This window comes from Acutalibacter sp. JLR.KK004 (genome assembly GCF_036941085.1).
Classification (GTDB): domain Bacteria; phylum Bacillota; class Clostridia; order Oscillospirales; family Acutalibacteraceae; genus Acutalibacter.
Map to the genome: position 1 here is coordinate 737894 of NZ_JAYMNQ010000001.1, position 22684 is coordinate 760577.

The 22684-nt window shown below is 59.6% G+C and carries 26 protein-coding genes; 13 read left to right on the plus strand and 13 right to left on the minus strand.

Going from position 1 to position 22684, the window contains the following annotated elements; genetic code table 11:
* Positions 1 to 2 precede the first annotated feature (2 nt).
* The 10 genes from mutL (at position 3) to VSQ30_RS04320 (ending at position 9304) form a co-directional block, all read left to right on the plus strand.
* Entirely contained in the window at positions 3 to 2051 is a 2049-nt protein-coding gene (gene mutL, locus VSQ30_RS04275) for a DNA mismatch repair endonuclease MutL (protein WP_334462245.1), read from the plus strand.
* Positions 2052 to 2089: 38 nt separating this feature from the next.
* Positions 2090 to 3058 (plus strand): tRNA (adenosine(37)-N6)-dimethylallyltransferase MiaA, encoded by a 969-nt coding sequence (miaA, locus tag VSQ30_RS04280; protein ID WP_334462247.1) that lies wholly within the window; start codon positions 2090 to 2092, stop codon positions 3056 to 3058.
* Positions 3055 to 4380, plus strand: coding sequence for a biotin/lipoyl attachment domain-containing protein (locus VSQ30_RS04285; protein WP_160643063.1), 1326 nt, complete (start codon positions 3055 to 3057; stop codon positions 4378 to 4380). Before miaA ends, VSQ30_RS04285 begins: the two co-directional genes overlap by 4 nt.
* 29 nt (positions 4381 to 4409) lie before the next feature.
* Positions 4410 to 5132 carry a YggS family pyridoxal phosphate-dependent enzyme gene (locus tag VSQ30_RS04290; RefSeq protein ID WP_334462249.1) on the plus strand — a complete coding sequence of 241 codons (723 nt, stop codon included), beginning with the start codon at positions 4410 to 4412 and terminating at the stop codon, positions 5130 to 5132.
* Between the two features lie 118 nt (positions 5133 to 5250).
* Positions 5251 to 5769, plus strand: coding sequence for a cell division protein SepF (locus tag VSQ30_RS04295; protein ID WP_160643087.1), 519 nt, complete (start codon positions 5251 to 5253; stop codon positions 5767 to 5769).
* Positions 5770 to 5778: 9 nt separating this feature from the next.
* Positions 5779 to 6522, plus strand: coding sequence for a YlmH/Sll1252 family protein (locus VSQ30_RS04300; RefSeq protein ID WP_160643064.1), 744 nt, complete (start codon positions 5779 to 5781; stop codon positions 6520 to 6522).
* Between the two features lie 16 nt (positions 6523 to 6538).
* Positions 6539 to 7672 (plus strand): DivIVA domain-containing protein, encoded by a 1134-nt coding sequence (locus VSQ30_RS04305; protein ID WP_334462252.1) that lies wholly within the window; start codon positions 6539 to 6541, stop codon positions 7670 to 7672.
* Between the two features lie 10 nt (positions 7673 to 7682).
* Positions 7683 to 8189 (plus strand): signal peptidase II, encoded by a 507-nt coding sequence (gene lspA, locus VSQ30_RS04310; RefSeq protein WP_334462254.1) that lies wholly within the window; start codon positions 7683 to 7685, stop codon positions 8187 to 8189.
* 3 nt (positions 8190 to 8192) lie between these two features.
* The gene (locus tag VSQ30_RS04315) at positions 8193 to 9122 is read left to right on the plus strand and encodes an RluA family pseudouridine synthase (protein WP_334462256.1); all 930 of its coding nucleotides are present in this window, start codon (positions 8193 to 8195) and stop codon (positions 9120 to 9122) included.
* Positions 9119 to 9304 carry a hypothetical protein gene (locus VSQ30_RS04320; protein ID WP_334462258.1) on the plus strand — a complete coding sequence of 62 codons (186 nt, stop codon included), beginning with the start codon at positions 9119 to 9121 and terminating at the stop codon, positions 9302 to 9304. The genes VSQ30_RS04315 and VSQ30_RS04320 overlap by 4 nt, the downstream gene beginning before the upstream one ends.
* 293 nt (positions 9305 to 9597) lie before the next feature.
* Here the strand turns inward: VSQ30_RS04320 and VSQ30_RS04325 are convergent, their stop codons facing one another.
* The 12 genes from VSQ30_RS04325 to VSQ30_RS04380 form a co-directional block, all read right to left on the minus strand.
* Complete coding sequence (locus VSQ30_RS04325) at positions 9598 to 10146, minus strand: SpoIIIAH-like family protein (protein ID WP_160643069.1); 549 nt, start codon at positions 10144 to 10146, stop codon at positions 9598 to 9600.
* A gap of 62 nt (positions 10147 to 10208) precedes the next feature.
* Positions 10209 to 10748 carry a SpoIIIAG-related protein gene (locus VSQ30_RS04330; RefSeq protein WP_334462260.1) on the minus strand — a complete coding sequence of 180 codons (540 nt, stop codon included), beginning with the start codon at positions 10746 to 10748 and terminating at the stop codon, positions 10209 to 10211.
* Positions 10738 to 11208, minus strand: a complete 471-nt coding sequence (locus VSQ30_RS04335; protein ID WP_334462262.1) for a hypothetical protein — start codon at positions 11206 to 11208, stop codon at positions 10738 to 10740. Before VSQ30_RS04335 ends, VSQ30_RS04330 begins: the two co-directional genes overlap by 11 nt.
* Before the next feature lie 93 nt (positions 11209 to 11301).
* Entirely contained in the window at positions 11302 to 12435 is a 1134-nt protein-coding gene (locus VSQ30_RS04340; RefSeq protein ID WP_334462264.1) for a stage III sporulation protein AE, read from the minus strand.
* An 88-nt stretch (positions 12436 to 12523) separates the two neighbouring features.
* A complete protein-coding gene (locus VSQ30_RS04345; RefSeq protein WP_160643073.1) occupies positions 12524 to 12901 on the minus strand; it encodes a stage III sporulation AC/AD family protein in 378 nt (125 codons plus the stop codon).
* The gene (gene spoIIIAC / locus VSQ30_RS04350; RefSeq protein WP_160643074.1) at positions 12898 to 13092 is read right to left on the minus strand and encodes a stage III sporulation protein AC; all 195 of its coding nucleotides are present in this window, start codon (positions 13090 to 13092) and stop codon (positions 12898 to 12900) included. The genes VSQ30_RS04345 and spoIIIAC overlap by 4 nt, the downstream gene beginning before the upstream one ends.
* A 51-nt stretch (positions 13093 to 13143) precedes the next feature.
* Positions 13144 to 13641, minus strand: coding sequence for a stage III sporulation protein AB (locus VSQ30_RS04355; protein WP_334462270.1), 498 nt, complete (start codon positions 13639 to 13641; stop codon positions 13144 to 13146).
* 31 nt (positions 13642 to 13672) lie between these two features.
* Entirely contained in the window at positions 13673 to 14611 is a 939-nt protein-coding gene (locus VSQ30_RS04360) for an AAA ATPase domain-containing protein (RefSeq protein ID WP_334462273.1), read from the minus strand.
* A gap of 205 nt (positions 14612 to 14816) precedes the next feature.
* Complete coding sequence (locus VSQ30_RS04365; RefSeq protein ID WP_160643077.1) at positions 14817 to 15233, minus strand: bis(5'-nucleosyl)-tetraphosphatase; 417 nt, start codon at positions 15231 to 15233, stop codon at positions 14817 to 14819.
* 24 nt (positions 15234 to 15257) lie between these two features.
* Complete coding sequence (locus tag VSQ30_RS04370) at positions 15258 to 15638, minus strand: hypothetical protein (protein ID WP_334462277.1); 381 nt, start codon at positions 15636 to 15638, stop codon at positions 15258 to 15260.
* Between the two features lie 58 nt (positions 15639 to 15696).
* Positions 15697 to 16743 carry an aldose epimerase family protein gene (locus VSQ30_RS04375; protein ID WP_334462279.1) on the minus strand — a complete coding sequence of 349 codons (1047 nt, stop codon included), beginning with the start codon at positions 16741 to 16743 and terminating at the stop codon, positions 15697 to 15699.
* A 9-nt stretch (positions 16744 to 16752) separates the two neighbouring features.
* Positions 16753 to 17712 (minus strand): ROK family protein, encoded by a 960-nt coding sequence (locus VSQ30_RS04380; RefSeq protein ID WP_334462282.1) that lies wholly within the window; start codon positions 17710 to 17712, stop codon positions 16753 to 16755.
* A gap of 233 nt (positions 17713 to 17945) precedes the next feature.
* Here VSQ30_RS04380 and dinB point away from each other — a divergent pair, with 233 nt between their 5' ends.
* The 3 genes from dinB (at position 17946) to VSQ30_RS04395 (ending at position 21516) form a co-directional block, all read left to right on the plus strand.
* Positions 17946 to 19145: a DNA polymerase IV gene (dinB, locus tag VSQ30_RS04385; protein WP_334462285.1), complete on the plus strand. Its 1200-nt coding sequence runs from the start codon at positions 17946 to 17948 to the stop codon at positions 19143 to 19145.
* A 128-nt stretch (positions 19146 to 19273) separates the two neighbouring features.
* Positions 19274 to 20605, plus strand: coding sequence for a putative DNA modification/repair radical SAM protein (locus VSQ30_RS04390; protein WP_334462286.1), 1332 nt, complete (start codon positions 19274 to 19276; stop codon positions 20603 to 20605).
* Positions 20606 to 20760: 155 nt separating this feature from the next.
* Complete coding sequence (locus VSQ30_RS04395; protein ID WP_334462288.1) at positions 20761 to 21516, plus strand: TIGR03915 family putative DNA repair protein; 756 nt, start codon at positions 20761 to 20763, stop codon at positions 21514 to 21516.
* Between the two features lie 170 nt (positions 21517 to 21686).
* On the opposite strand, the gene VSQ30_RS04400 is transcribed toward VSQ30_RS04395, so the two are convergent.
* A complete protein-coding gene (locus tag VSQ30_RS04400) occupies positions 21687 to 22652 on the minus strand; it encodes a helix-turn-helix domain-containing protein (protein ID WP_334462289.1) in 966 nt (321 codons plus the stop codon).
* Between the last annotated feature and the right edge of the window lie 32 nt (positions 22653 to 22684).

The window sequence follows — 22684 nt, forward strand, 5'->3', positions numbered from 1 at the left end:
ACATGCCCGAAATTCAAGTGCTCAACAGGCAGGTGGCAGAGCTGATTGCCGCCGGGGAGGTGGTGGAACGGCCCTCCTCTGTGATAAAAGAGCTGGTGGAAAACGCCATTGATGCCGGTTCCGCTGTGGTGACGGTGGAAACCCAGCGGGGAGGCAGAACCTATATGCGGGTGACGGACAACGGCTGCGGCATCCCGCCGGAGCAGGTGCCCACAGCCTTTTTGCGCCACGCCACCAGCAAAATTGTCACAGAGGCAGACCTGGACGCCATCGGCACCCTGGGCTTTCGGGGGGAGGCTTTAGCCGCCATTTCGGCGGTAAGCCGCATTGAAATGCTCACCCGCACAAAAGACGCGGAATTGGGCCTGCGCTATAGCTGCCTGGACGGGCTGCACCCGGAGACAGAGGAGGCGGGCTGCCCCCAGGGCACCACCATCACTGTGCGGGATCTGTTTTTCAACACCCCGGCCCGGATGAAGTTTTTGAAAAAGGATGTGACGGAGGGCAACGCCATTGCGGGCATTTTAGATAAAATCGCCCTGTCCCACCCAGAAATTTCCTTCCGCTACATCCGGGACGGCAAAGAGGTGCTCCACACCCCGGGGGACGGGAAGCTTTCCTCCGCGCTGTACGCGGTATACGGCAAGGAGTTTTCCGCCTCCCTCATCCCCGTTTCTTATAGCCTGCAGGGCGTGGGGGTAAAGGGCTTTATCAGCAAACCCGCTGCCAGCCGGGCCAACCGATCCATGCAGAATTTTTTCATCAACGGGCGGTATATCCGCAGCCGCACTGCCTCTGTGGCCCTGGAGGAGGCCTGTAAGGGGGCCGTAATGGCGGGGAAGTTCCCGGCCTGCGCTTTACACCTGGAGCTGGGAAAGGAAACGGTGGATGTAAACGTCCACCCGGCGAAAATGGAAATACGCTTTGCAAACGAGCAGCCTGTGTTTGACGCGGTGTATTACGGGGTGAAGTCTGCCCTGCGGGAAGGGGACTCCCCCAAGGTGATGGGGTTAAACCAGTCCCGCAGCTATGAAATGCCCCCCCGGAAGGTGGTGCCCATCACCAGTATCAGCCCTTCGGGAGGATTGGAGGAAGAGCCGGGCCGCCCCCTGTTTTTAAAGGATTCCGCGCCGGAGCAGCCCGTCCCGGCGGAAACGCCGACTGTCCAGACGGAGCCGGAAGCGCCGCCCTCCCTTTTGCCGGAACCGGAGCCGGAAATCAGCGTGCCCCGGCTGGGCCGGACATATGGGGAGGGAAAGCTTCCCGCTGTGAAAAGGGAACCGGAGGGCTTCACCCCGCTGGTAGAAAATGCCCTGGAAAACCGCCCGGCGGCAGAATCCCCCCAGGCAGAAGCCGCGCCCCTTCCCTTGCCGGAAATCCCCCTGGAGGAAAGCCCCCGGCCTGTTTTTGCCCCCCTCCCCCTGGAAGCGGCCCAGACAGAGGAACAGGGGGAAGCCCCCTCTCTGCTGGGAGATCAGCCCTTCCATGGGAAAATCATAGGGGAGGCCTTTGGCACCTATATCCTGGTGGAGCACAGCCCCCAGGCCCTGATGCTCATTGACAAGCACGCGGCCCACGAGCGGCTGATTTACGAAAGGCTGAAGGCCCAGGGGCCAAACGGGGAGGCCCAGGCCCTGCTGGAGCCGGTGCCTGTCAGCCTGGAGAAGGAGGAGTACAGCGCTGTAACGGCAAACCTTTCCAGGCTGCGGGAAGCAGGCTTTGAGGTGGAGGATTTCGGCCCGGGCACAGTGCTGGTGCGGGCTGTGCCCCTGCTGCTGGACGGCGGGGACGGGGCAGCGGCGCTGATGGAGATTGCGGGGTATCTGGCCCAGCAGAAAGCCACCCTCACCACCCAGCACATGGACTGGGTATACCACAACGTGGCCTGCCGGGCCGCCATCAAGGCCGGGGACGTAACCCACCCGGAGGAGCTTGCGGCCCTGTGCCGCCAGTTGGAGGAGAACCCCCAGGTGCGCTACTGCCCCCATGGCAGGCCGGTGTATGTGCTGCTGCCCCGGCGGGAGATTGAAAAGCAGTTCGGGCGGGTGTAATGCAGGGGATATGCATGCTCTGGAAAGGAGGCAAGCAGATGGACAAAAAGCTTTCTGTAGTGGCAGTGGCCGGGCCTACCGCCACAGGGAAAACAGCCTTGGGAATTGGGCTTGCCAGGCGCTTCCAAGGGGAAATCGTCTCCTGCGATTCCATGCAGGTGTATAAGGGCCTGCCCATCGGCACCGCCCAGCCCACTCCCGCGGAGCAGGCCCAGGCCCCCCACCATCTGGTGGGCTTTCTGGAGGTGGAAAAGCCCTTCAGCGTTTCCGATTATGTAGGGCTTGCGGGAAAAGCCATTGCGGATATTGCGGGCCGGGGGCGCTTGCCCCTTCTGGTGGGGGGCACCGGGCTTTATGTGCGATCCCTTCTAAACGGCTTTTCTTTTGAGGAAGGAGCCAGGAATGAGGCCCTGCGGGCAAGGCTTTTGGAGGAGGCCCAAGAAGACGGCCCGGAGGAAACCCACAGGCGGCTTGCGGCCTTAGACCCGGACGCCGCCCGGGAGATACACCCCCGCAACGTGAAGCGGGTGCTGCGGGCGCTGGAATACTGCCTTTTAACAGGGGAGCCTTTCTCCCGGCAGGCAGCCCGTTCCCGCCAGGCGGAAAGCCCTTACCGGGCGCTGCTGATCTGCCCGGTTTACAAAGACAGGCAGCTTTTATACGACAGGATAAACCGGCGGGTGGACGCCATGCTGGAAGCGGGCCTTCTAGAGGAGGCAGAAGCCTTTTTCCGCCGCTGCCGGCAAATGGATCCCCCGCCCACCGCGGCCCAGGCTATTGGCTATAAAGAGCTTTTCCCCTATTTCCAGGGGGAGGTTCCCCTTTCGGAGGCAGTGGAGCGGATAAAGCAGGAAAGCCGCCGCTATGCCAAAAGGCAGATCACCTGGTTTGCCCGGGAGCCTGGGGCGCGGCCCCTTTACCTGGACGGCCTTGCGCCGGAGGAAGCCCTTTTAAAGGCCATAGGAATGGCGGAAGCGTGGAAGCAGGAAGGAGGCGGGGCCTTTTGAACCAGAAGCAGGTGCGCTCTATGGCGGCTGCCAGCATAGCCATTCTGATTCTCCTCTATGTGGGATTTTATTTTGTAAACCGACAGGCAGATTCCTTCACCCAGGACGGGATTGTAACAGAGCCTGCCATGCGGGGCCAGGTGTCGGACACCCTCCAGGCCCAGGGCTTTGCCATCCGGGACGAGGAGGTGCTGGAGGAAAGCTTCAGCGGCGTGCTCAATTACCGGGTGGCCAGCGGCACAAGGGTGTCCCAGGGCGGGGTGATTGCGGAGGTGTACCAAAGCGAAAACGACGCCGCCGCCCAGAACAGGATAGACAGCCTGAACCGGGAAATCGAAAGCCTCCGGCAGCTTGCAAAGCCCTCGGATCTTTTTGTGTCAAACCCCGCCATGATTGGCGCGCAGATTTATAACGCCCTGGGGGATATTTCCGGGGAAATCCGGCAGAACAACTTTTCCGAGATAGGCAGGCTTAAGGATTCCCTGCAAAACGCCCTGAGCCGCAAGCAGGTGATTGCCGGGGAAGAAAGCGCGGAGGACTATGAAGAGCGGGTGGAAGCCCTGGAAAGCGAGCTTGCCGCCCTGGAAGCAAGGGGAAGCCGGGCAGTGGGCGTGGTAGAAGCCCCCAGGGCCGGATATTTTATTGACAGCGTGGACGGCCTGGAAAGCGTGATGGAGCCGGACAAGGTGCAGAACATCACAGTTTCCCAGGCAAAGAAGCTTTTAGAGCAGCAAGGCCCCTGGAGCGCCCCGGCGGGATCCATCGGGAAAATCTGCGCCGATTTCACCTGGAAGCTGGTATGCGTCATACCGGACGATGAGATGGTGAAGTTTGAAGGGGTGGACGCCGTCACCCTGGACATCCCCTTTGCAAGCGCCGAGACTATCCCGGCCCGGGTTGCGGCGAAAAACCGGGATCCCAACACAGGGGAAACGGCGGTGGTGTTTGAATGCGCCTACATGGACGCGGACTTGGCCGCTGTGCGAAACGAAATGGTGCATATCAGCGTGAAAACCTATGAAGGTGTGCTGGTCAGCGAGCGGGCCTTGCGCTTTGAGGACGTAGAGTATACGGAGACGGACGAAAACGGGAACACGGTTACCAAGGTGCGGGAAAACGTAAAAGGCGTGTATGTCCAGTATGCGGGGCGGCTGCGGTTTGTGCAGGTTTTCACGGAAAAGGACGTGAACGGCTATGCCGTGTGCCGCACAAACCTGACAGACGAGGAAAAGAAAAGCATGGTCACAGACCAGACCGTACAGCTTTACGACCAGGTGGTTGTGAGCGGGACAGATTTGTATGACGGGAAAGTGGTGCGTTAGCCCCTGCCCGGGAGAAAGGGAGGATTCGTGTGGGAAGCCTGGCAACAGAAGCCATGAGAAGCTTTGATGAGAATTTTAAGAGGGTGGGGGAGGAAATAGCCCGGGCAGCGGAAAAGGCCGGGCGGGATCCCCGGGAAGTGTCCCTGCTGGCAGCCACCAAAACCGTTCCTGTGGAAACCATCCGGTACGCCCTCTCCCAGGGGCTTTTCCACATCGGGGAAAACCGGGTGCAGGAGCTTCTGGACAAGTATGGCGCACTGGAAAGGGAGGCCTGCGACCTGCAGTTTATCGGGCGGCTGCAAACCAACAAAGTGAAATACCTGATAGGAAAGGTAAGCTGCATCCAGTCGGTGGACAGCGTGAAGCTTGCCAGGGAAATCGCCCGGCTCAGCGCCGCCCAGGGCCTTGTAACCAAGGTGCTGGTGCAGGTGAACATCGGGCGGGAGGAGCAGAAGGGCGGGGTGGACCCCGACGCCTTATACGGGTTTATCGACCAAATCAGGGAATTTCCGGGCATTTCTGTAAACGGATTGATGGCAATTCCCCCTGTTTGTGACAAAGAAACTGTATTATCGGGCTATTTTTCCGCCATGCGCAAATATTATGTTGACATAGCGGCTAAAAAATTGGATAATGTTAATATGCACAGCCTTTCCATGGGCATGTCGTCAGACTTCCCCCTGGCTGTGGCCTGCGGGGCCACAATGGTGCGGGTAGGCTCTTCCCTGTTCGGGGCGCGCCAGTATGTGTGAAAAAAGGGGAAGCGGCGGAAAGACGGCCGGGTGAAAAATACGGAAGAAAGGAAACGGCGCCGGGCGGCAGGGGAAAAGGCCTTTCCCCGCAGAGGCCCCGCGCCCCGTGGCGGTTGATATGGCAGGCTTAAAAGAAAAATTGCAGCGGATGTGGAATCCGCCGGATGACGAATATGAATATGACGACTACTACGAGGAGGGGGAGGAGGAAGAGGATCCCCAGCCCTCCGGCGGCGGATCCTACGGGGAACCCAGGCGCAGCAGTACGGACTACGGCTTCGACACCTTTTCCACCCGTTCCAGCTCCTCCTGGAGCGGGCGGGACACAGGCAAGGTGGTGGATTTCCATGCAAAGCAGCGGCCCCAGGTGGTGCTGTTCCGGCCGGTTTCCTTTGGGGAGGAGGCCAAAACCATTGCGGACGAGCTTCTGCGCAGGCACACAGTGGTGCTGAACCTGGAAAAGACGGAGAAGGACGTTTCCAGGCGCATTGTAGATTTTTTAAGCGGCGTGGCCTATGCCAACAACGGGAAAATACAGCGGGTTGCCACCAGCACCTTTATCATCACGCCCTATGACGTGGATATTTCCGGCGACGAAATCCTGGACGAGCTGGAAAGCAGCGGCATGTATTTCTAGGGGCAGGCTGTGGGATACGATGCCGATTTGCTTTTGAGAAAGCTGGAGGATGGTTTGCGCAAGGCCCGGGGCCGTCCGGCCTTTTTAGGGTTCCTGGACGAGGGCGGCAGGGCAGTCCTTTCAGAAGCCCTTTCCCGCAGGCGGGATGTTTCCTTTGCCTTTTGGGGCGGCTTCCCGGAGGCGGAGCGCGCCATGCTGGGGCTTTTTCCGGATTATATGGAGGCAGACGCCCAGGCCTTCCCCATAAAGGCGGTAACCTTCTCCTTCCGCCCCGCCGACAAGCCCGGCCACCGGGACTTCCTGGGGGCCATGCTGGGCCTGGGGGTGGAGCGCAGCGTGGTAGGGGACATCCTCATCGGGGAGGGCCGCTGCGTAGCCTTTGTGAAGGCGGAGCTTGCGCCCTATTTCGCGGAGAACCTTCCGAAAATAGGCCGGGTGGGGGTGAAGGCCCGGCTGGGTGCGGAAGAGCCTTTGCCTGTGGGCCACACCTTTAAGGAGATAAAAGGCGTGGCGGCTTCCAGCCGCTTAGACTGCCTCACAGCCCTCGCCGCCCGCATCAGCCGGGAAAAAGCCGCCTCCATGGTGGTTCTGGGGCTGGTGCAGGTAAACCATCGTGAAATTTGCAGCCCCAGCGCCCGGGTGGCGGAGGGGGACGTGCTCTCCATCCGGGGGCATGGGAAATATATTATAGACCGGCTGGGACCCTTAACCCAAAAGGGCCGGCTTTCGGTACAATGCAGGAAATATGAATAAGGGGGATACCGAACCAATGCTGACAGTAAAGGAAATTAACGAGGTAAGCTTTGGAAAGGCCGGCTTTTCCGGCTATAAGCCGGAGGATGTAGATAATTTTATTGACGAGGTGGCGGCTTCTTTCACAGAACTGGAGCAGGAGCGGGACGCCGCCCGGCAGCAGCTTCAGGAGCTTAGCCAGCAGAACGCGGCCCTTGCCGGGAAAATCGAAGATCTAAACGCCAGAAACGGGGAGCTGCAGAAAAAGCTCTCCATCCTGGCCCAGAAAATCGAGTCCTACCGGGCAGACGAGGACGGCATTAAAGAGGCCATCATCAGCGCCCAGCGCATGGGCAAGGAGGCTGTGCAGCAGGCCCGGGACAAGGCCTCCCTGATGCTGGAGGACGCCAAGGACGAGGCGGAAAAAATCCTGGATGACGCCAAAACAGAGGCGTCTAAAACCGCCGGGGAGTATGCCGCCCAGGCAGAGTCCAAAAAGGCGGAGCTGGAGGAAATCAAGCGGCAGGTATCCACCTTCCGGGTGTCCCTTTTGGAAATGTATAAAAAGCATTTGGAGTGTATCGACCACATCCCCTCTTTCCGTCTGAAGGAAACAGAGGAAAGCCATCGGGAGGAGGAGTCTGAGGTACAGCGGGAACAGCGGCTGTTAGAGGAGCGGCAGGCTCAGCAGAAGCGGCAGATGGAGGAAGAAAGGGAACTGGAGCGGCAGCGGGAAATCCAGCGCCAGCGGGAGCTGGAACGGCAGCGGGAAGCGGAACGCCAGCGGCAGCTCGAGCAGCAGCGGGAAGCGGAACGCCAGCGGCAGTTAGAGCAGCAGCGGGAGGCGGAACGCCAGCGGCAGCTTGAGCAGCAGCGGGAAGCCCAGCGCCAGCGGCAGCTTGAGCAGCAGCGGGAAGCCCAGCGCCAGCGGCAGGAGGCGGAGGAGGCCCCCGGGCTGCATGACCGGGTAAGCTATGTCCAGGAGCAGTTACAGCCCTCTGTGCCGGAAAGCGACTATATGGCCGGGGATCTGTCTGACGTGGGCATCGACCTGCAAACCTACAGCAGCATTCCGGAAACCCTGCGCCGGGAAAAGAGCAGCCATTACAGCAACCTGGAATTTGGCGACGGGGTAGAGCTGGACGCCAAGGGGCGCAAGCGGAAGAAATAAGGAGGAAAGCGTGGCAGAAACGAAGAAAAAGTGGTGGGCAGCCCTGGCTGTGCTTTTGGGCGCGGCCCTGCTGGTAGGGGGGGATCAGGCTTCCAAGGCCATGGTGCTGGAAAACCTGCGGGGTAAGCCCCCTGTAGCGGTCATCCCGGGCTTGCTGGAATTTTCCTATGTAGAAAATTACGCGGCGGCCATGGGCCTTTTCGACGGGCTTATCTGGCTGGTGGTAGCCTGCACAGCCGTGGTGTGCGTGTTTATCCTGCTGGCCCTCCTGTTTTATAAAGGGCACACAGTTTTCAGCTATATCACCGCCATGCTGCTGCTGGCAGGCGGGCTTGGAAACCTCATAGACAGGTTTTCCCATGGCTTTGTGGTGGATTTCATCCATGTGCTGTTTTTTCCCTATATCTTCAACGTGGCAGACTGCTGCGTAACCATTGGCGTGGTGTGCTTTTTCTGCCATTACCTGGTAACGGCCCGGCGGGAGAAAGCGGAAAAAGAAGCCGCCGGGGAGGGCTGAGCTGTGGGGGAAAGGGTTTTCGTCACAGTGGAGGAAGAGGGGCAAAGGCTTGACAAGCTTTTGGCCCAGGCCCTGCCGGGCGTCACCCGATCCGGGGTGCAGCGCCTGCTAGCAGAGGGCCTTGTAACGCGGGAAGGGAAGCCCCTGGCAAAAAGCGCCCGGCTTCCGGCAGGCGCGCTGCTGGAGGTGTCTTTGCCAGAGCCAAAGCCCCTTTTGGCAGAGGCGGAAAACATCCCGCTGGACGTGGTGTATGAGGACGGGGAGCTGCTGGTGGTGAATAAGCCCAAAGGCATGGTGGTGCACCCGGCCCCGGGCAGCGAGAGGGGAACCCTGGTAAATGCCCTGCTCTTCCACTGCGGGGATTCCCTCTCCGGCATCAACGGCGTGCTGCGCCCCGGCATTGTCCACCGCATTGACAAAGATACCAGCGGCCTGCTGGTGGTGGCAAAAACTGACCAGGCCCACCAGGCCTTAGCCAGCCAGATACAGGCCCACAGCCTCACCCGGGAGTACAGGGCCGTGGTGTATGGCAGGGTGAAGGAGGACGAAGGCACAGTGGACAGGCCCCTGGGCAGGCACCAGGCGGATAGGAAAAAAATGGCTGTGCGGCCCGATTCCCCCTCTGCCCGCCACGCGGTCACCCACTATTTTGTAGAGCAGCGCTTTCCAGGCTTTACTTATCTGCGCTTAAGGCTGGAAACTGGCCGCACCCACCAAATCCGCGTCCACATGGCAAGCCTGGGCCATCCTGTGGCAGGGGATCCGGTATACGGCCCTAAAAAGGTGATAACAGCCCTGGAGGGCCAGTGCCTGCACGCGGGAAAAATCGGCTTCCTCCATCCCGCCACAGGGAATTATATGGAGTTTGCGTCTCCGGTGCCCCCAGTGTTCGAAGCATTTTTGGAAAAACTGCGCCGGGAGGGAGCCTTATGACAGAAAAGGAACAGAAAACAGGACGGCTGGTGCTGCTCCTTCTTGCCGCCCTGGCAGTGGCCCTGGGCGGTTTTTGGTTCCCCCAGAACAGCGGCCCGCCCTGCTCGGTCACCCAAGTGATCTCAGCCCAAAAGCCGCCCTTTGGCCCTTTAGAGGACAGTCTCCCGGCCCAGCAGGTTTAAGAAGCTGTACCAATAGGCCGCAGCCCTAGAGTCTGTTTTAAAACTCCGAAACGCCGTCTTTTTGCCCAGTGACAAACGGTTTCTGTGTTAAAAATCCTCGAAATACGAAAGTATTTCTTGCGGTTTTTGCCTTGAAACCGCCTGCCCTGAACAAAAATACTGGCATTTCTCTGGTTTTAAAACAGACTCTAATCTTTTCGGGAAATTTAGCGGGCAGGCGGGGAACGCCAAAAACAGGGGAAATGGCAATCTTATAGGAACCGCGTTTCCTATAAAAGCCATTTCCCCTGTTTCTATTTTGTACCGATAATTTTGATTTTCTCTGCCGTCAGGCCGGTTTGCTCTATGACGATTTCCTGCACAATCAGCATGTCGCTGTCCTGCAAATCCCCGGCCACCACCACGCTGCACTCCTCCGTTGTGATGTAGGCCACGCTTTCCTCGTAGCCCTTGGCCTTGAGGAGGCTTTCTACATTTGTCTCCTTGAGGATGTTCTGGGCCATGGCGGAAGCCTCCTCCACAGCGGCCTTCTTGGCCTCGCTGTCCGCGTCCACATCCTCCAGCACCCCGTCTAAAAGCTCCAGGGCCTCGTCCCGGGAGTTCTGGCGGCTTAAGCGGGCCTCAGCGAACATGTCTGTTCCAGCCTTGGCCTGCAGGTCGTCGGTAACGGTTTCCACGTAGGCGTTGTTCACAAGCTGGGCCGCGCCCAACTGGCTGCTGGTGTCCTCCCCGTCCCCAATAGGCAGTTTGTTGGTGCCCGCAAACTGCCAGTTGAGATAGACCGCTGCTCCCAGGGCCAGAACCAGGGACGCTAGAACCAATTGCTTTCTGCCGAATTTCATGCTGATACCTCCAGTGTGTTTTTATATGTTTGCCAGTGGCTTATGTTTTCCTCCAAATCCCCTCACCCCCCGCAGGTAACGCACACCCGGGAGGAGGGCACGCCCAGGGCGGTTTTGGCGGCGTTCACCAGCTTTTCCCGGATAGCGGGATCCCCCGCCTTGGCGCTGACAATCACCACTCCCTGAATTTTCGGCTGGGTTTCCGTAACGGTCAGGGGCCGCTGAGAGCCTCTTTCGTCCTCCACAAGCACATGGGACGATTCCTTTTCCCAGGCCCCATCCCCGCCCTGCTGCCCGCTTTCCCGCTTGTCTGCGGCGAATACCCGCCTGCCGCTGTTTTCTAGGGTTATCATCACCGCGGGGCTGTGCTCCCCGGTGATGGCGGTGACAATCCGGGACAAATCCGCCTCCAGCGCCCTGGCATAGGCAGTGCCGTCCTCTGCTTCCTCTGCCTGCTGCTCCTGTGGCTGGGGTTTTTGCAAATCAAGGCTTGATAGGGCCAGCAAAGCGATGCCGCATATGCCTAAAATCACAGCCCAGCGCAGGGCGTTTTCCTTTTGCAGGGCTTTTTTCACCCATTCTCCCGCTTTTTTAAGATCCATCTGCTGTTACCTCAAGTATCACGCCGTCCCCCAGCACATTTCCCAGCAGCGCCCTGGCCCTCTCCGCCTCTGCCGGATAGGAAAAGGCCGCGCTTACCTTCGCTAATACTATGCCGGAATCCGCCGAACTAGTTATGCTTACGTGAATTTTTTTCGGGGAAAGCCCTGCGGCCCCCAAAAGGCCCCGCACAGCCCCTTCCGCTTCCTCCTCTGTGGCCTGCTCATACTGGCTGTTTAAAAAAGCCGTCAGATCTGCCCCGGTTTCCCGGGCCTGGGCCTTTGGCAGGGCAAAATCCCACCGGGCAGTGAGCAGGGAGGAGGCAATGGAGGCCAGCAGGGTGAGGACAATGAGGGACTGGACAAAGCGCACCATTTTGTCCTGGGGGCACAGGTTTCCTATGGCCCCAATGGCGATAAGGGCCGTACACAGCCAGGAAGCCCCTTCTAAAACTTGAGCCATAATCGTTTCGGGATACAGGATATGCACAAAAAGCCATGAAAAGGCGGCGCTTTGTACCCGGTATCTTTCCTTTCTTTTGTGTTTTTCATACGCTTATCCTCCTTTCGCAAACAGCACCACCCCCGCGCAGGTGATGCACACCACACAAAGGCTTGCAAGCACTGCCAGCACCAGCTTTGCCGCCGAGGCGCAGGAGCCTAAAAGCCCGGCGGCAGCAGGAACGCCAAAAAGCTCCCCAGCTATCTGCCCCATGGTACACACCCCGGCCCAGATGGAAGCCTCTATTATGGACGGGGCGAAAATGCACAGCGCCGCCAGCATCCCAAAGGCCCCGGCCCCGGAGCGCACCACCTGCACGCTGCTCTGAATGGCCCCCACCGCGTCCCCCAGCGCCCCTCCCACAATGGGGATGGCGGAGGAGGCAATCAGCTTCACGGTTTTTCCGGCGGCAGCGTCTATGTGGGTGTTAAGGATGGTTTGGATGGAGAGGATGCCGGAAAACAGGGTAACCGCCAGCACCAGCATCCACTTTATGAAGCTGTAAAGGCTGGCGGAAAGCCTCTGCACCGGCATGCCGGAAACGCCGGAGGAAACAGCCAGGGCCAGATATATCCGCAGCAGGGGCAGCAGCAGGCCGGAGGAAAGCAGGGGCAGGGCGCTGCCCGCCCCCAGGGTGAGAAAGGTGTAGGCGCTGCCTGCCGCCACGCTGCCGGAAGCGGCAAGCAAGGCCCCGTAGGCGGGCATACTGGCCAGGAGGAAGGCAGAGGCGCTTTCCGCCGTAACAGCGCACTGGGCCAGCAGGGCCAGGATGGCAGGCAGGGTTATGGCGGCGCAGGCCAGGCACCCGATGAGAGGAACCATAGGGCTGAGGGAGCCTTCCTCCATGCATCCGGCAAGGCGGCACAGCAGCAGAACGCCCAGAACAGCCCCCCAGGCTTTTAAGGGGCCTGTCAGCTTTTCCTGCACCAGGGCGCACAGGGCCTGAAAGATTCTCCCGCCATCCAGGCCCTCTTCCCCCAGATTATCTGCCCCCCATTGGTTTAACAGGGCCTTTGTGCCCCTGTCCAGGCTGTCCATGGCTTCTGTCAGGCCGCTTTTTTCCGCAATCTGCTCCGGCAGGCTTTCCGCCTCTGCACCCTGGGCCTTTGTGCCTGCCCCCAGAAGGACAAACATCACCAGGCAGGAAAGGACGGCAGCCAGCAGCTTTGTTTTTGCGGTTCGCTCCATGACGGCCCCCTCCTTTCCTTTGTTTTAGAAGCCCCAGACATGTTTTCCTTGCTTTTAAAAGGGGCTGCGGGGCGTGCCAGCGCTCTGCCTATGCCCCCAGAATTTCCCCCACATATCCCAAAAGCTGGGTAATCAGGGGAAAGGCCGCCGCCAGGATGGCGGCCTTGGCGGAAAGCTCTACGGCAAAGGCCAGGGCAGATTCCCCGGCGTCCTTGCAGGTGTGGCTGGCAAACTGCCCTGTCACAGCAATGCCCACCGCCTTCAGCATGATTTTTCCATATTCCCCCGGCAGGGCCGCCGCTGTGTCCTCCAGCCGGGAAACAAGGGGGGCAAGGCCCTCTAAAGCGGAGAGCAGCAGCAGCGCCGCCGCCCCCGCCGTAAGCAGCAGGGAAAGCTCCCGGTTGTTTTTTTTCAGGACAGCCCCAAAGGCCGCGGCGCACAGGGCGCAGACAGCCCAGGCGGTCATAGGTCAAAAATGGCCTTCACGGCCTGGAACAAGGCGTTTATCTCGTTAATTATCATCATCAGCACCACAATCAGCCCCGCCAAAGTGGTCATCATGGCCTGCTCCTCCCTGCCGGAGCGGATGAGAAGCTGGTTTAAAACCGCCACAATAATGCCGATAGCCGCAATTTTAAAAATCAGGTCTACTTCCACGTTCCTGTTCCTTCCTTTCCCCGGGATGCTTTGGCTTTGAGCGGGCATGCCCTAAAGCAAGAGTAAGCACAGGGTCAGCCCGCCGAAAAGCCCCAGGCAGATGTAAAGCCGGCTCCGCTTGTCCCGCTCCTCCCGGGCCTCCAGCAGGGCCTGGCCCACAAGGGAGGCATACAGCTCCAGGTGCCGAAGCTGCCCGGCGGCGTCGCTTGCCCCCAGCCCTTGGGCAAAGCCCTGATACAGGGCCTTGTCCCCCTGCCGGGGCAAAAGCCGGTTCCCCGCCTGCAAAAGGGCCTGCTGGGGGTTCTGGGAAAAGAGGGGGGAGGCGGCGGCTTCCCGGCAGAAGGGAGAGCCGTCCTCCCGTATCAGATCCCCCAAAGGCCGGGCGGCAAAGCTTACGCCGGTTTTCAGGGATTCAATCAGCCGCTGCCACTGCCCCAGCAGCCGTTCCCGCTGCCAAAGCTCCCGGGCCTTGGAAAAGCCCCAGAGCAGGCCTCCCAGCAGCAGGAAAGCGCTGCCTAAAAGCTTCATCATATCCGGAAGCCGGGGCATGTACGCCCGGCTGCGGCATGTTCGTGTTTCTTCATCTGGAATCCTCCGCGCAGGGGCTTGTAAGGCCCTGCATGCTTTCTATGGCGGCAATTTCCCCCGGATGGCCGCGGCCCGCCAAAGTTACCGCCAGGGAAAAGGCCCCCGTGCCCAAAAGCCGGCGGCACAGCGGGCGGCGCAGCAGATCCCCCGGGGCGGCGTGGACAGAAGCGATAAGGGTCACCCCGGAAAAGGCCGCCTTTTGCAGGGGGGCGAAATCCTCAGGGGCCAGCTCGTCGCACACCACCACCTCTGGGGAGAGCATCCGCAGGGCTATGTCCAGCCCCAGCGCCTTGGGGCAGCCCCTAAGCACGTCGGTGCATGGCCCTAAGTCCCATGGCCCGCTGATTTCCCCCCGCTGATCCAGCACCGCCACCCGTTTAGCCGGGGCGAATTTCCCCAAAGACAAAGACCGGGCAATGTCCCGCAAAAGGGTGGTTTTGCCGCTGGAAGGCTCCCCGGCTATGAGCACCCCGCCCGTAAGCCCCCCGGTTTCCAGAAAGAGCCTGTCCCCGCAGCCCTGGCGCTCCCGGGGGATGCGGAAAACCAGGGTGGTGATGTCCCGCAGGGTTTTGATTTTCCCGTTTTCCAGCACAGCCGTGCCGCACAGCCCGGCCCGGCAGAAGCCCCCAAAGGATACATAGCCCTGGCGGATCTCCTCCTCGTGGCTGAACACCGAGTGCCCGCACACCTGTAAAAACAGCGCCTGCAGCTCTTCCGCCGTCACAGCGGGCAAAGCGCCTGTCAGCGCCCGGGTGGCGCCGCCCCCTTCTGTGAGGAAGAAAATGCCGTCCCTGCCGCAAAGGCTTACCGGCTGGCCCAGGCAGAAGCGTATGTCAAAGGCCTGGGCCTTCACGCTGTCCTCCACGCCCAAAAGCCTGTCCCGGTAGGCAGGCAGTTCCCTGGCAATCCTGTCAAAACCCATGGTATCCATGCGGCTTCCCCCTTTCTTGATGTACATGGCTCCGGCGGCGTAAGAACCTTTTTTAAGGAAAAACTTCTTACGAATCTCCAAAAACCTTCGTGCGCCTGTTCCCGTTCTGTCTATATCTATGGGACAGGCCGGGGGATTAGAACCGGGAACCGCGGAAGGCAAAAAAAGCCCCGCGCACAGGGCGCGGGGCAGAAGCGGGGGTGTATTACAAAGGCTGGCTTTCCCACCAGCGCAGGAAGGCCCGGAGGGTTTCCTGGTCGTTTTCATAGGTGACGCTGGCGAGGGCCTGCTGAGGGGTTTCCCATTTCATGCCGGTAACCTCCTCTTCTTGGGCCTTCTGGTCGCCGCCGGAAACCTTCCCGGCAAAATAAATCACATCCTTTAAAACCCCCGGCTTGGGGCTGTAGGTGACCATGTGGCGGAAAGCGGTGTTCAGCTTCACCGTAAGCCCGGTTTCCTCCCGGATTTCCCGCAGGGCAGTCTCCTCCTCTGTCTCCTGCTTTTCCACGTGGCCCTTGGGGAAGGCCCAGTGGCCCCCGTTTTTGTGGCGTATAAGCAGCACCTCCACCCAGCTATCGCGCTGCCGGTAGACAATGGCGCCGCAGGACTTTTCTTTTTTCATGTTCCGGCTCCTTTCCAAGGGGGGTTATTCAATGCGCGCCACTGCGCCCTGCACCTGCACAGAGACGCTGGCATCCTTGTCCCCGGTGTTTTCCATCCTCACCCCCACCTTATACCACTTGCCCTTTTCCACCTCCACAGTGACAGGCATCCCGGGGGTGAGATAAAAAGGCTCTGGGGGCCGGGTGTCGTCCACAGGCAGCAGGGCCACTTCTGTGTCCCCAAGCCCCTCCCCGCAGGAAAGGGTAATGCTGCCCCCATCGGAGGAGATTTCCTCGTGGGAATAGGCGAACTCCTCCCCGCTGCCAGGGGGCACGTAGATAGTGAGGGCGATATCTTTCCCGCCGCAGGCAGCAAAGAGCAGGGCGGGCAGCAATGTCAAAAGAGCGGCTATGCGTTTCATCATGTCACCTCCATGCTGTGAAAAACCGGGCCGCCCAGGCGGCCCGGTACAGTACAAGGATTTACCGTATGGAGAAACGGTATTCGGTCTTGGTAGCAAAAGCTTTTCCCGGGGTTAAGAAGGCAAAGGGGAAGCCCGGCTGGTTAGGGGAATCGGGATAGAACTGGGTTTCCAGGCAGAAGGCGGTGTGAGGCTCCATGGCCTTGCCGTCCTTGCCGGTTAAAGGCTCCGGCGCCTTGTTAAAGGTGTAAAGCTGCACGCCGGGCATGTCCGACCACACCTCCATCACCCGTCCGCTTTCCGGCTCAAAGGCCTCGGCAAGCTTCCGGAAGCCCTCCCCGTCCACGCAGAAATTGTGGTCAAAGCCGCCGCACACCTGGATCAGATGGTCGTCCGCGAACATATCCTGGCCCAAAGGCTTGGGGGAAGTAAAGTCCAGCGGCCCGCCCTGTACAGGCAGAAGCGTCCCTGTGGGAATGAGATCGTCTGTTACCTCTGTCACCTGCCCGGCATGGATTTGCAGGGTGGTGTCAAAAATTTTCGCCTGGGGATTCCCGGAAAGGTTAAAGAAGGAATGGTTGGTGGGGTTAAAAGGCGTGGGCTTGTCTGCTGTGCCGCTGTACTCCATGCGCAGCGCCCCGTCCTTTGTGAGGGTGTAAGCCACCGTCACAGAAAGCCTGCCGGGGAAGCCCTCCTCTCCCTCCGGGCTTTCCGCAGAGAAAGTGATTTGCGGCTCCTCCCCGTCCTGGGCTTTGGCCTGCCACAGCACCTGGTGAAAGCCTCCCGGGCCGCCATGCAGGGAATTTTCCCCATCATTTTTGGCTAAAGGATAAGCTTTCCCCTCCAGATGGAACAGCGCGTTCCCAATGCGGTTGGCATACCGGCCCACCGCGGCCCCCTGAAAGTTCGCCCCGAAATATTCGGGCAGGGTGCGGTGGCCCAGCACCACGTCTCCCGGGGTTCCAAGCTTGTCCGCCACCCACAGGCGGTGAACGCGGCAGCCGTAATCCGTCGCTTCCAGAGTAAGCCCCTTCGGGCCTTCCAGGATGTAAAGCTTTGCCTCCCTGCCGTCAGGCAAAGTGCCAAAAGTTTTTACAGAAATAGGCATGGGAGTATTTTAGTCCTCCATCTTGCCCAGCAGGGCCGCGCCGATGATGCCTGCGTCGTTGCCCAGCTTTGCCCGGCAGATAGTGGTCTTTTTGGTGGAATTCATGGCATACTGCTCTTTCTCTACATACTCCCGCACAGGGGCCAGCAGGGTTTCGCCCTCGTTGCTGATGCCGCCGCCCACGCAGAGGATGTCGGGCTGGAAGATGTTGATCATGTCAATAAGGCCCACGCTGAAATAATGGATATACTCGTCCACAATTTCCTTGCCCACAGGATCGCCCTGGCGCATGGCGTCAAAAGCGGTGCGGCCGTTTACATTGTCCATGCTGCCGTCGGCCAGCGTCCACAGGGGGGAGTCCTTAGGAGCGTCCGCCATATGCTCTTTGGTGGTTTTGATAAGGCCGGTAGCGGAAGCGTAAGTCTCCCAGCAGCCGTGGCGCCCGCAGGTGCAGGGGCGGCCGTCCACCACGATAACGGTGTGGCCCAGCTCGGCGCCGGCGAAGTTGCTGCCGGAATAGATTTTGTGGTTGATGATAATGCCGCCGCCAACGCCAGTGCCCAAGGTGATGGCAATAGCGTTGTCAGAGCCTTTCAGGGCGCCCGCCATGTACTCGCCGAAAGCTGCGGCGTTGGCGTCGTTCTCCATCAGTACCTGCTTGCCCTCCAGGCGCTGGGAAAGCATTTCCTGCATGGGGGTGTTTTTAAAGGGCAGGTTGTTGGCAAATTCAATAATGCCGGTGGATTTGTTGATAGTGCCGGGAGAGCCTACCCCTATCCAGGGCACGTCTGCCAGGGTCAGCCCGGCGCTTTCCAAAGCCTTGCGGGCTGTTTCCGCCATGGCGTCCGCCACCTGCTCCGCGTTTTCGGTCTGGGTCTTGCTGTTGGCGCGGGCAATGATTTTATTTTCCTCATCTACAATGCCCACGGCGATGTTGGTGCCGCCAAGGTCGATGCCAAGATAGTACATAAAACATGACTCCTTCACAAAAGAAATTCAGGGGATCTTCCCTTGCCCCAATTATACTATATGTTGGGGTGCAACGCAAACACTTTTTGTGAAATTTTGAAAGAACTTTTCCCCGGCCTGTCCGGTTCCCCGGCGGGAAACAAGGCGAGAACAAAATTTCGGAAAACCCTTGCTTTTTAAGAATATATGTTCTATAATAAAGGCTGTAGAAAGCAAATGAAAGGGGCGCGGCCATGGAAAACGGGATTCTGCACGTGGATATGAACAATTTCTATGCTTCTGTGGAGTGCCTCTTTGCGCCTCAGTACCGGGACGTGCCCATGGCAGTGGCAGGGGACGAGAAAAGCCGCCATGGGATTATCCTGGCCAAAAACATGCTGGCAAAGGAAAAGGGCGTGAAAACAGCGGAGCCAATCTGGCAGGCAAAGCGCAAGTGCCCGGGCCTGCAAATCCTGCCGCCCCATCACGAGCGGTACGCCCGCTTCTCCAGGCTCGCCAAGGAGATTTACAGCCGCTATACCGACCGGGTGGAAAGCTTCAGCCTGGACGAGTGCTGGCTGGACGTGTACGGCAGCGGCAGCCTTTTCGGGGACGGGGAGCAGATTGCCCACAGCATCCGCCGGGCTGTGAAGGAGGAGCTGGGACTGACGGTTTCCATCGGGGTTTCCTACAACAAGGTGTTCGCAAAGCTGGGAAGCGATTATAAAAAGCCCGATGCGGTGACAGTGTTCGGCAGGGAGGCCATGGAGGAGGTTATCTGGAAAATGCCTTGTACGGATCTGCTGTTTGTGGGGCCTCAGACGGCGAAAACCCTGGGGAAGTTCGGCCTGCACACCATCGGGGACATTGCCCGCATGAAGCCTGTTGCCATGCGCCAAATGCTGGGAAAGCTGGGGGATACCCTTTGGAAATATGCCAACGGCCTGGACGATGCCCCGGTGGCGGCTGTGGACGGGGAGACAGAAGTGAAGTCCATCGGCAACAGCACCACCCTGCCCCGGGATATCACCACAGAAAGCGAGATCCGCTGCACCCTGCTGGATCTGGCGGAAACTGTGGCGGCCCGGCTGCGCAAGCACAGCCTGAAGGCCGGAGAAGTGCAGATTACAGTGCGCAGCGCGGACTTTGAAGAGTACCAGCGCCAGCAGAAGCTTCCCGCCCCTGTGTGCGACTCCCAGTCCTTATACCGGGCCGCCCTTGCCCTGTACCACAAAGAAAACAGGCGGTGGGCTGTGCGCCTGCTGGGCCTGCGGGCCGGGCATCTGGTGGACGCGGGGGAGGCCCAGCTCAGCCTTTTTTCCCAGGAGGATGGCACAGAGCGCCGGGAAAAGCTGGAGACGGCTGTGGACGTTCTGCGCGCCCGGTTCGGGAAAGACAGCGTGGGCCGGGCCTTGGGGCTGGAGCGCGATAAACAGCAGCCCCCCGGACGGTGAAACCGGCTGCGCCGGTTTTGCGGGGCTTCGCCCCTGCACATTTCTTCCTTAAAGGAAGAAATGCACCGTCCGGGCAGGGAAGCAGAAGCCATGGGGGAGCCAAAACAGAAGGAAAGGGGAGAGGACGTTTGAACCTGATGGAAAAGCTGGAGGTGCTGACAGACGCGGCAAAGTATGACGTGGCCTGCACCTCCAGCGGGGTGGACAGGCCGGCAGTGCCCGGGCGGCTGGGGAGCGCGGTGAAGGCGGGCATCTGCCACAGCTTTGCGGCAGACGGGCGGTGCATCTCCCTTTTAAAGGTGCTTTTAAGCAACGACTGCGCCTTTGACTGCGCCTACTGTGTGAACCGCCGCACAGCGGACAGCCCCCGGGCTACCTTCACCCCGGAGGAGCTGTGCAGGCTCACCATGGAGTTTTACCGCCGCAACTATATTGAGGGCCTGTTTTTAAGCTCTGCTGTGGTAAAAAACCCAGATTACACCTGCGAGCTGATGCTGCAAACCCTCCGGATGCTGCGGGAAAAGGAAAAGTTCTGGGGGTATGTCCATGTAAAGGCCATCCCCGGGGCAGATCCCCTTTTAACCCAGCGGCTGGGGTTTTACGCCGACCGCATGAGCGTGAACATTGAGCTGCCCTCCCAGAAAAGCCTTTCCCTGCTGGCCCCCCAAAAGAGCAAGGAGAAGATTTTAAAGCCCATGGGCCAGATACGGGACGGCATCCAGGAGAATGCCCACGATCTGGCGGTGTACAGGGGCGCGCCCCGCTTTGTGCCTGCGGGGCAGTCCACCCAGATGATCATCGGGGCCACGCCGGAAAGCGACAGGCAGATTTTAAACCTCACCGAGGGCCTCTATAAAAAGTACAGCTTAAAGCGGGTGTTCTTTTCCGCCTACATGCCTGTGGTGGAAAACAGCAGCCTGCTGCCTGCCCGCTCCACGCCCCCGCCCCTTCTGCGGGAGCACAGGCTCTATCAGGCAGACTGGCTCCTGCGGTTTTATGGCTTTGCCGCCGGGGAAATCCTGGACGACGCCCACCCGGACTTCAACCCCCTTTTAGATCCCAAATGCAACTGGGCCGTAAACCACATGGAGCATTTTCCCCTGGAAATAAACAAGGCCCCCTATGAAATGCTGCTGCGGGTGCCGGGCATCGGGGTGAAAAGCGCCATGCGCATCCGGTCGGCCCGGCGGTACTGCCAGCTTGACTTTGAGGGCCTGAAAAAGCTGGGGGTGGTGCTCAAGCGCGCCCGGTACTTCATCACCTGCAAGGGCAAAAGCATTTCTCCCCTGCCCATGGATAACCCGGCGGTAATAGCCGGGGCCATCAGCGAGCGGGGCTTTGCCCAAAACGCCGCCTCCCTGCAAAGCTGGCAGGGGGAAGCCTTTTCCGCCCCGGAGCAGCTTTCCCTTTTTGCCCCCACCCCGGCGGATAAGGTGCAGCGGCTGACAGGGCAGATTTAGGGCAGAGGCTCACCCCCTAAAGACCCGCGCTAGCTTTGAAGAAGGTGATGCATTCGTAAAACGGATGGACGGAATTTTTGTGTTTTTCAGGTGGATTCATCAATGTCCGCTTGGACGATTTTATCCAGGAACCGCAAGAGAAAGGAGGGAAAAGGATGGCACAGGGAGTTGTATATCGGTATGACGGCAGTTTTCCAGGCTTTTTGTGCTGTGTGGCCCAATGCTTTTTCGACAAAGCCCTGCCTTTGGGAATCGAGCCTCTGGACGAGCCACAGGCCACCCTGTTCCCGGTGCGGGAAATCGTGACGGAGGAGGCCCTTGCGGACAGGGTGGCCCGCTCCGTCCCCCAAAAGATTTCCCCAGAGGTGTGGGACATGGCACGCCGGGGGTTCCTCACCTGTATGGAGGAAAAGGAAATGCGCCTGCTGCGCTTTTTGCTTTTGGGCTACAAGGAGGGGGGCAGGGCTGCCCGGCTGGCTGTCAACAGCGATGTGGACGCTGTGAACAAGGCCCTGCTCTACCTGAAAAACGAGGCCCATTACCACGTGGAGTTCCTCCGCTTCGCGGATTACGGGGACTTCCTGGGGGCCACCATCACCCCCAACAACACGGTGCTGCCCCTGATTGCCCCCCATTTCTGTGAGCGCTTTAACACAGAAAATTTTATGATTTACGAAAAGACCCACCAGTTCGGCTTTTTCCACAGGCGGGGAGGCCAGCGCGGCTTTTTCCAGGCCGACCGTATCGACTTCCCGGCCCACACCCCGGAGGAAGAATGCTTCCAGGCCCTGTGGAAGCGGTATTATGACACTGCCGCTGTGGAGGGGCGCATAAACCCCAAGCTGCGCCGGGGCAACATGCCCATGCGGTACTGGCAGAATATGACAGAGTTCCAGCGGGTGGGAAAATGAAGGATGGGGTAGGAAAACTTGCAAAACAGGTTGTGAACAAACTGTGAACAATGGGAATTTCCGTACAAAAAACCCCTGGTTTTTGGGAAAAACCGGGGGTTTTGTAAACCATTTGTAATCTTTTTACTAGTTTGTCATTTTTATCCCCCTGCCTAAGAAAAACGCCTTTTTCAGGTTGCAGCTTCAGAGGGGGGCGGAGGGCCGCCGGCGCCAGACTCCATAGACTGCCGGACAGCGGCCCGGTATTCCATAGGGGTGCTGCCTGTCTGGGCCTTAAACTGCTTGGCAAAGTAGCTGGGGCTGGAGAAGCCGCAGTCCAGGGCAATGGCGGTAACAGGCTCGTCTGTCAGGGAGAGGCGCTCGGCGGCGGCAAAAACCCGGCGGCGCTGGAGGTATTCCATGGGGCTGCAGTGCAGGTAGCGCTGGAAGGCCTTCTGGCAGGCCCGGGGGCAGATGTTCACCTGCCCGGCAATGTCCCCCAAGGTAACAGGCTCCCGCAGGTGCTCCTCCATCCATTTAAGCATGGCCTTCACCCGGTCTTCCTGCACCTCCGCCACCTGCCGGGAGGGAGCCACCTGGCCCCGCTGCCTTGCCAGCAGCACCATGCGGGACAGGGCCTCCCGCACCAGAAACTCATAGGCCGGAGGCTCCTCCTGGCAGGCCTCGAAAACCCGCCGGAAGTCCTCAAAGAAAGACTTGTCCTCCGGGCCGGGGGAAAATTTTATCACAGCCGGGCCTTGCTCTATGAGCGGGCGCACATATATGGTGTCGAACACGCTGCCGGGGGATCCAGCCACAATGGCGGCGTCGAACAGGAAGGAACGGTATTGGGAATCTCCCTGGGTGAAGGCAAAGGAGTGCAGCGCCCCGGAATTGATAAAATAAGCGTCCCCGGCGCAAATGCTGTAGAGCTTGTCCCCAATGCCCATCTGGGCCTGGCCCTCCAGCAGCAGGAAAACCTCCATCTCCGGGTGCCAGTGGGAGGGGACGGCGGAAGGATGGCAGCCCCGGTATGGCCCGCTGACATCGTTTACAATCAGGTCGAAAAAGTGGGGGATGTCCTCGGTAAGCTCCCGCCTCTGGGCGTCCAGGTTCATAGAGGGGTTTTTTTGCAGCATGGGCGTGCGTTTTATCATAACAGCGTAATCCTTCCTTCCGCATTTTTCGC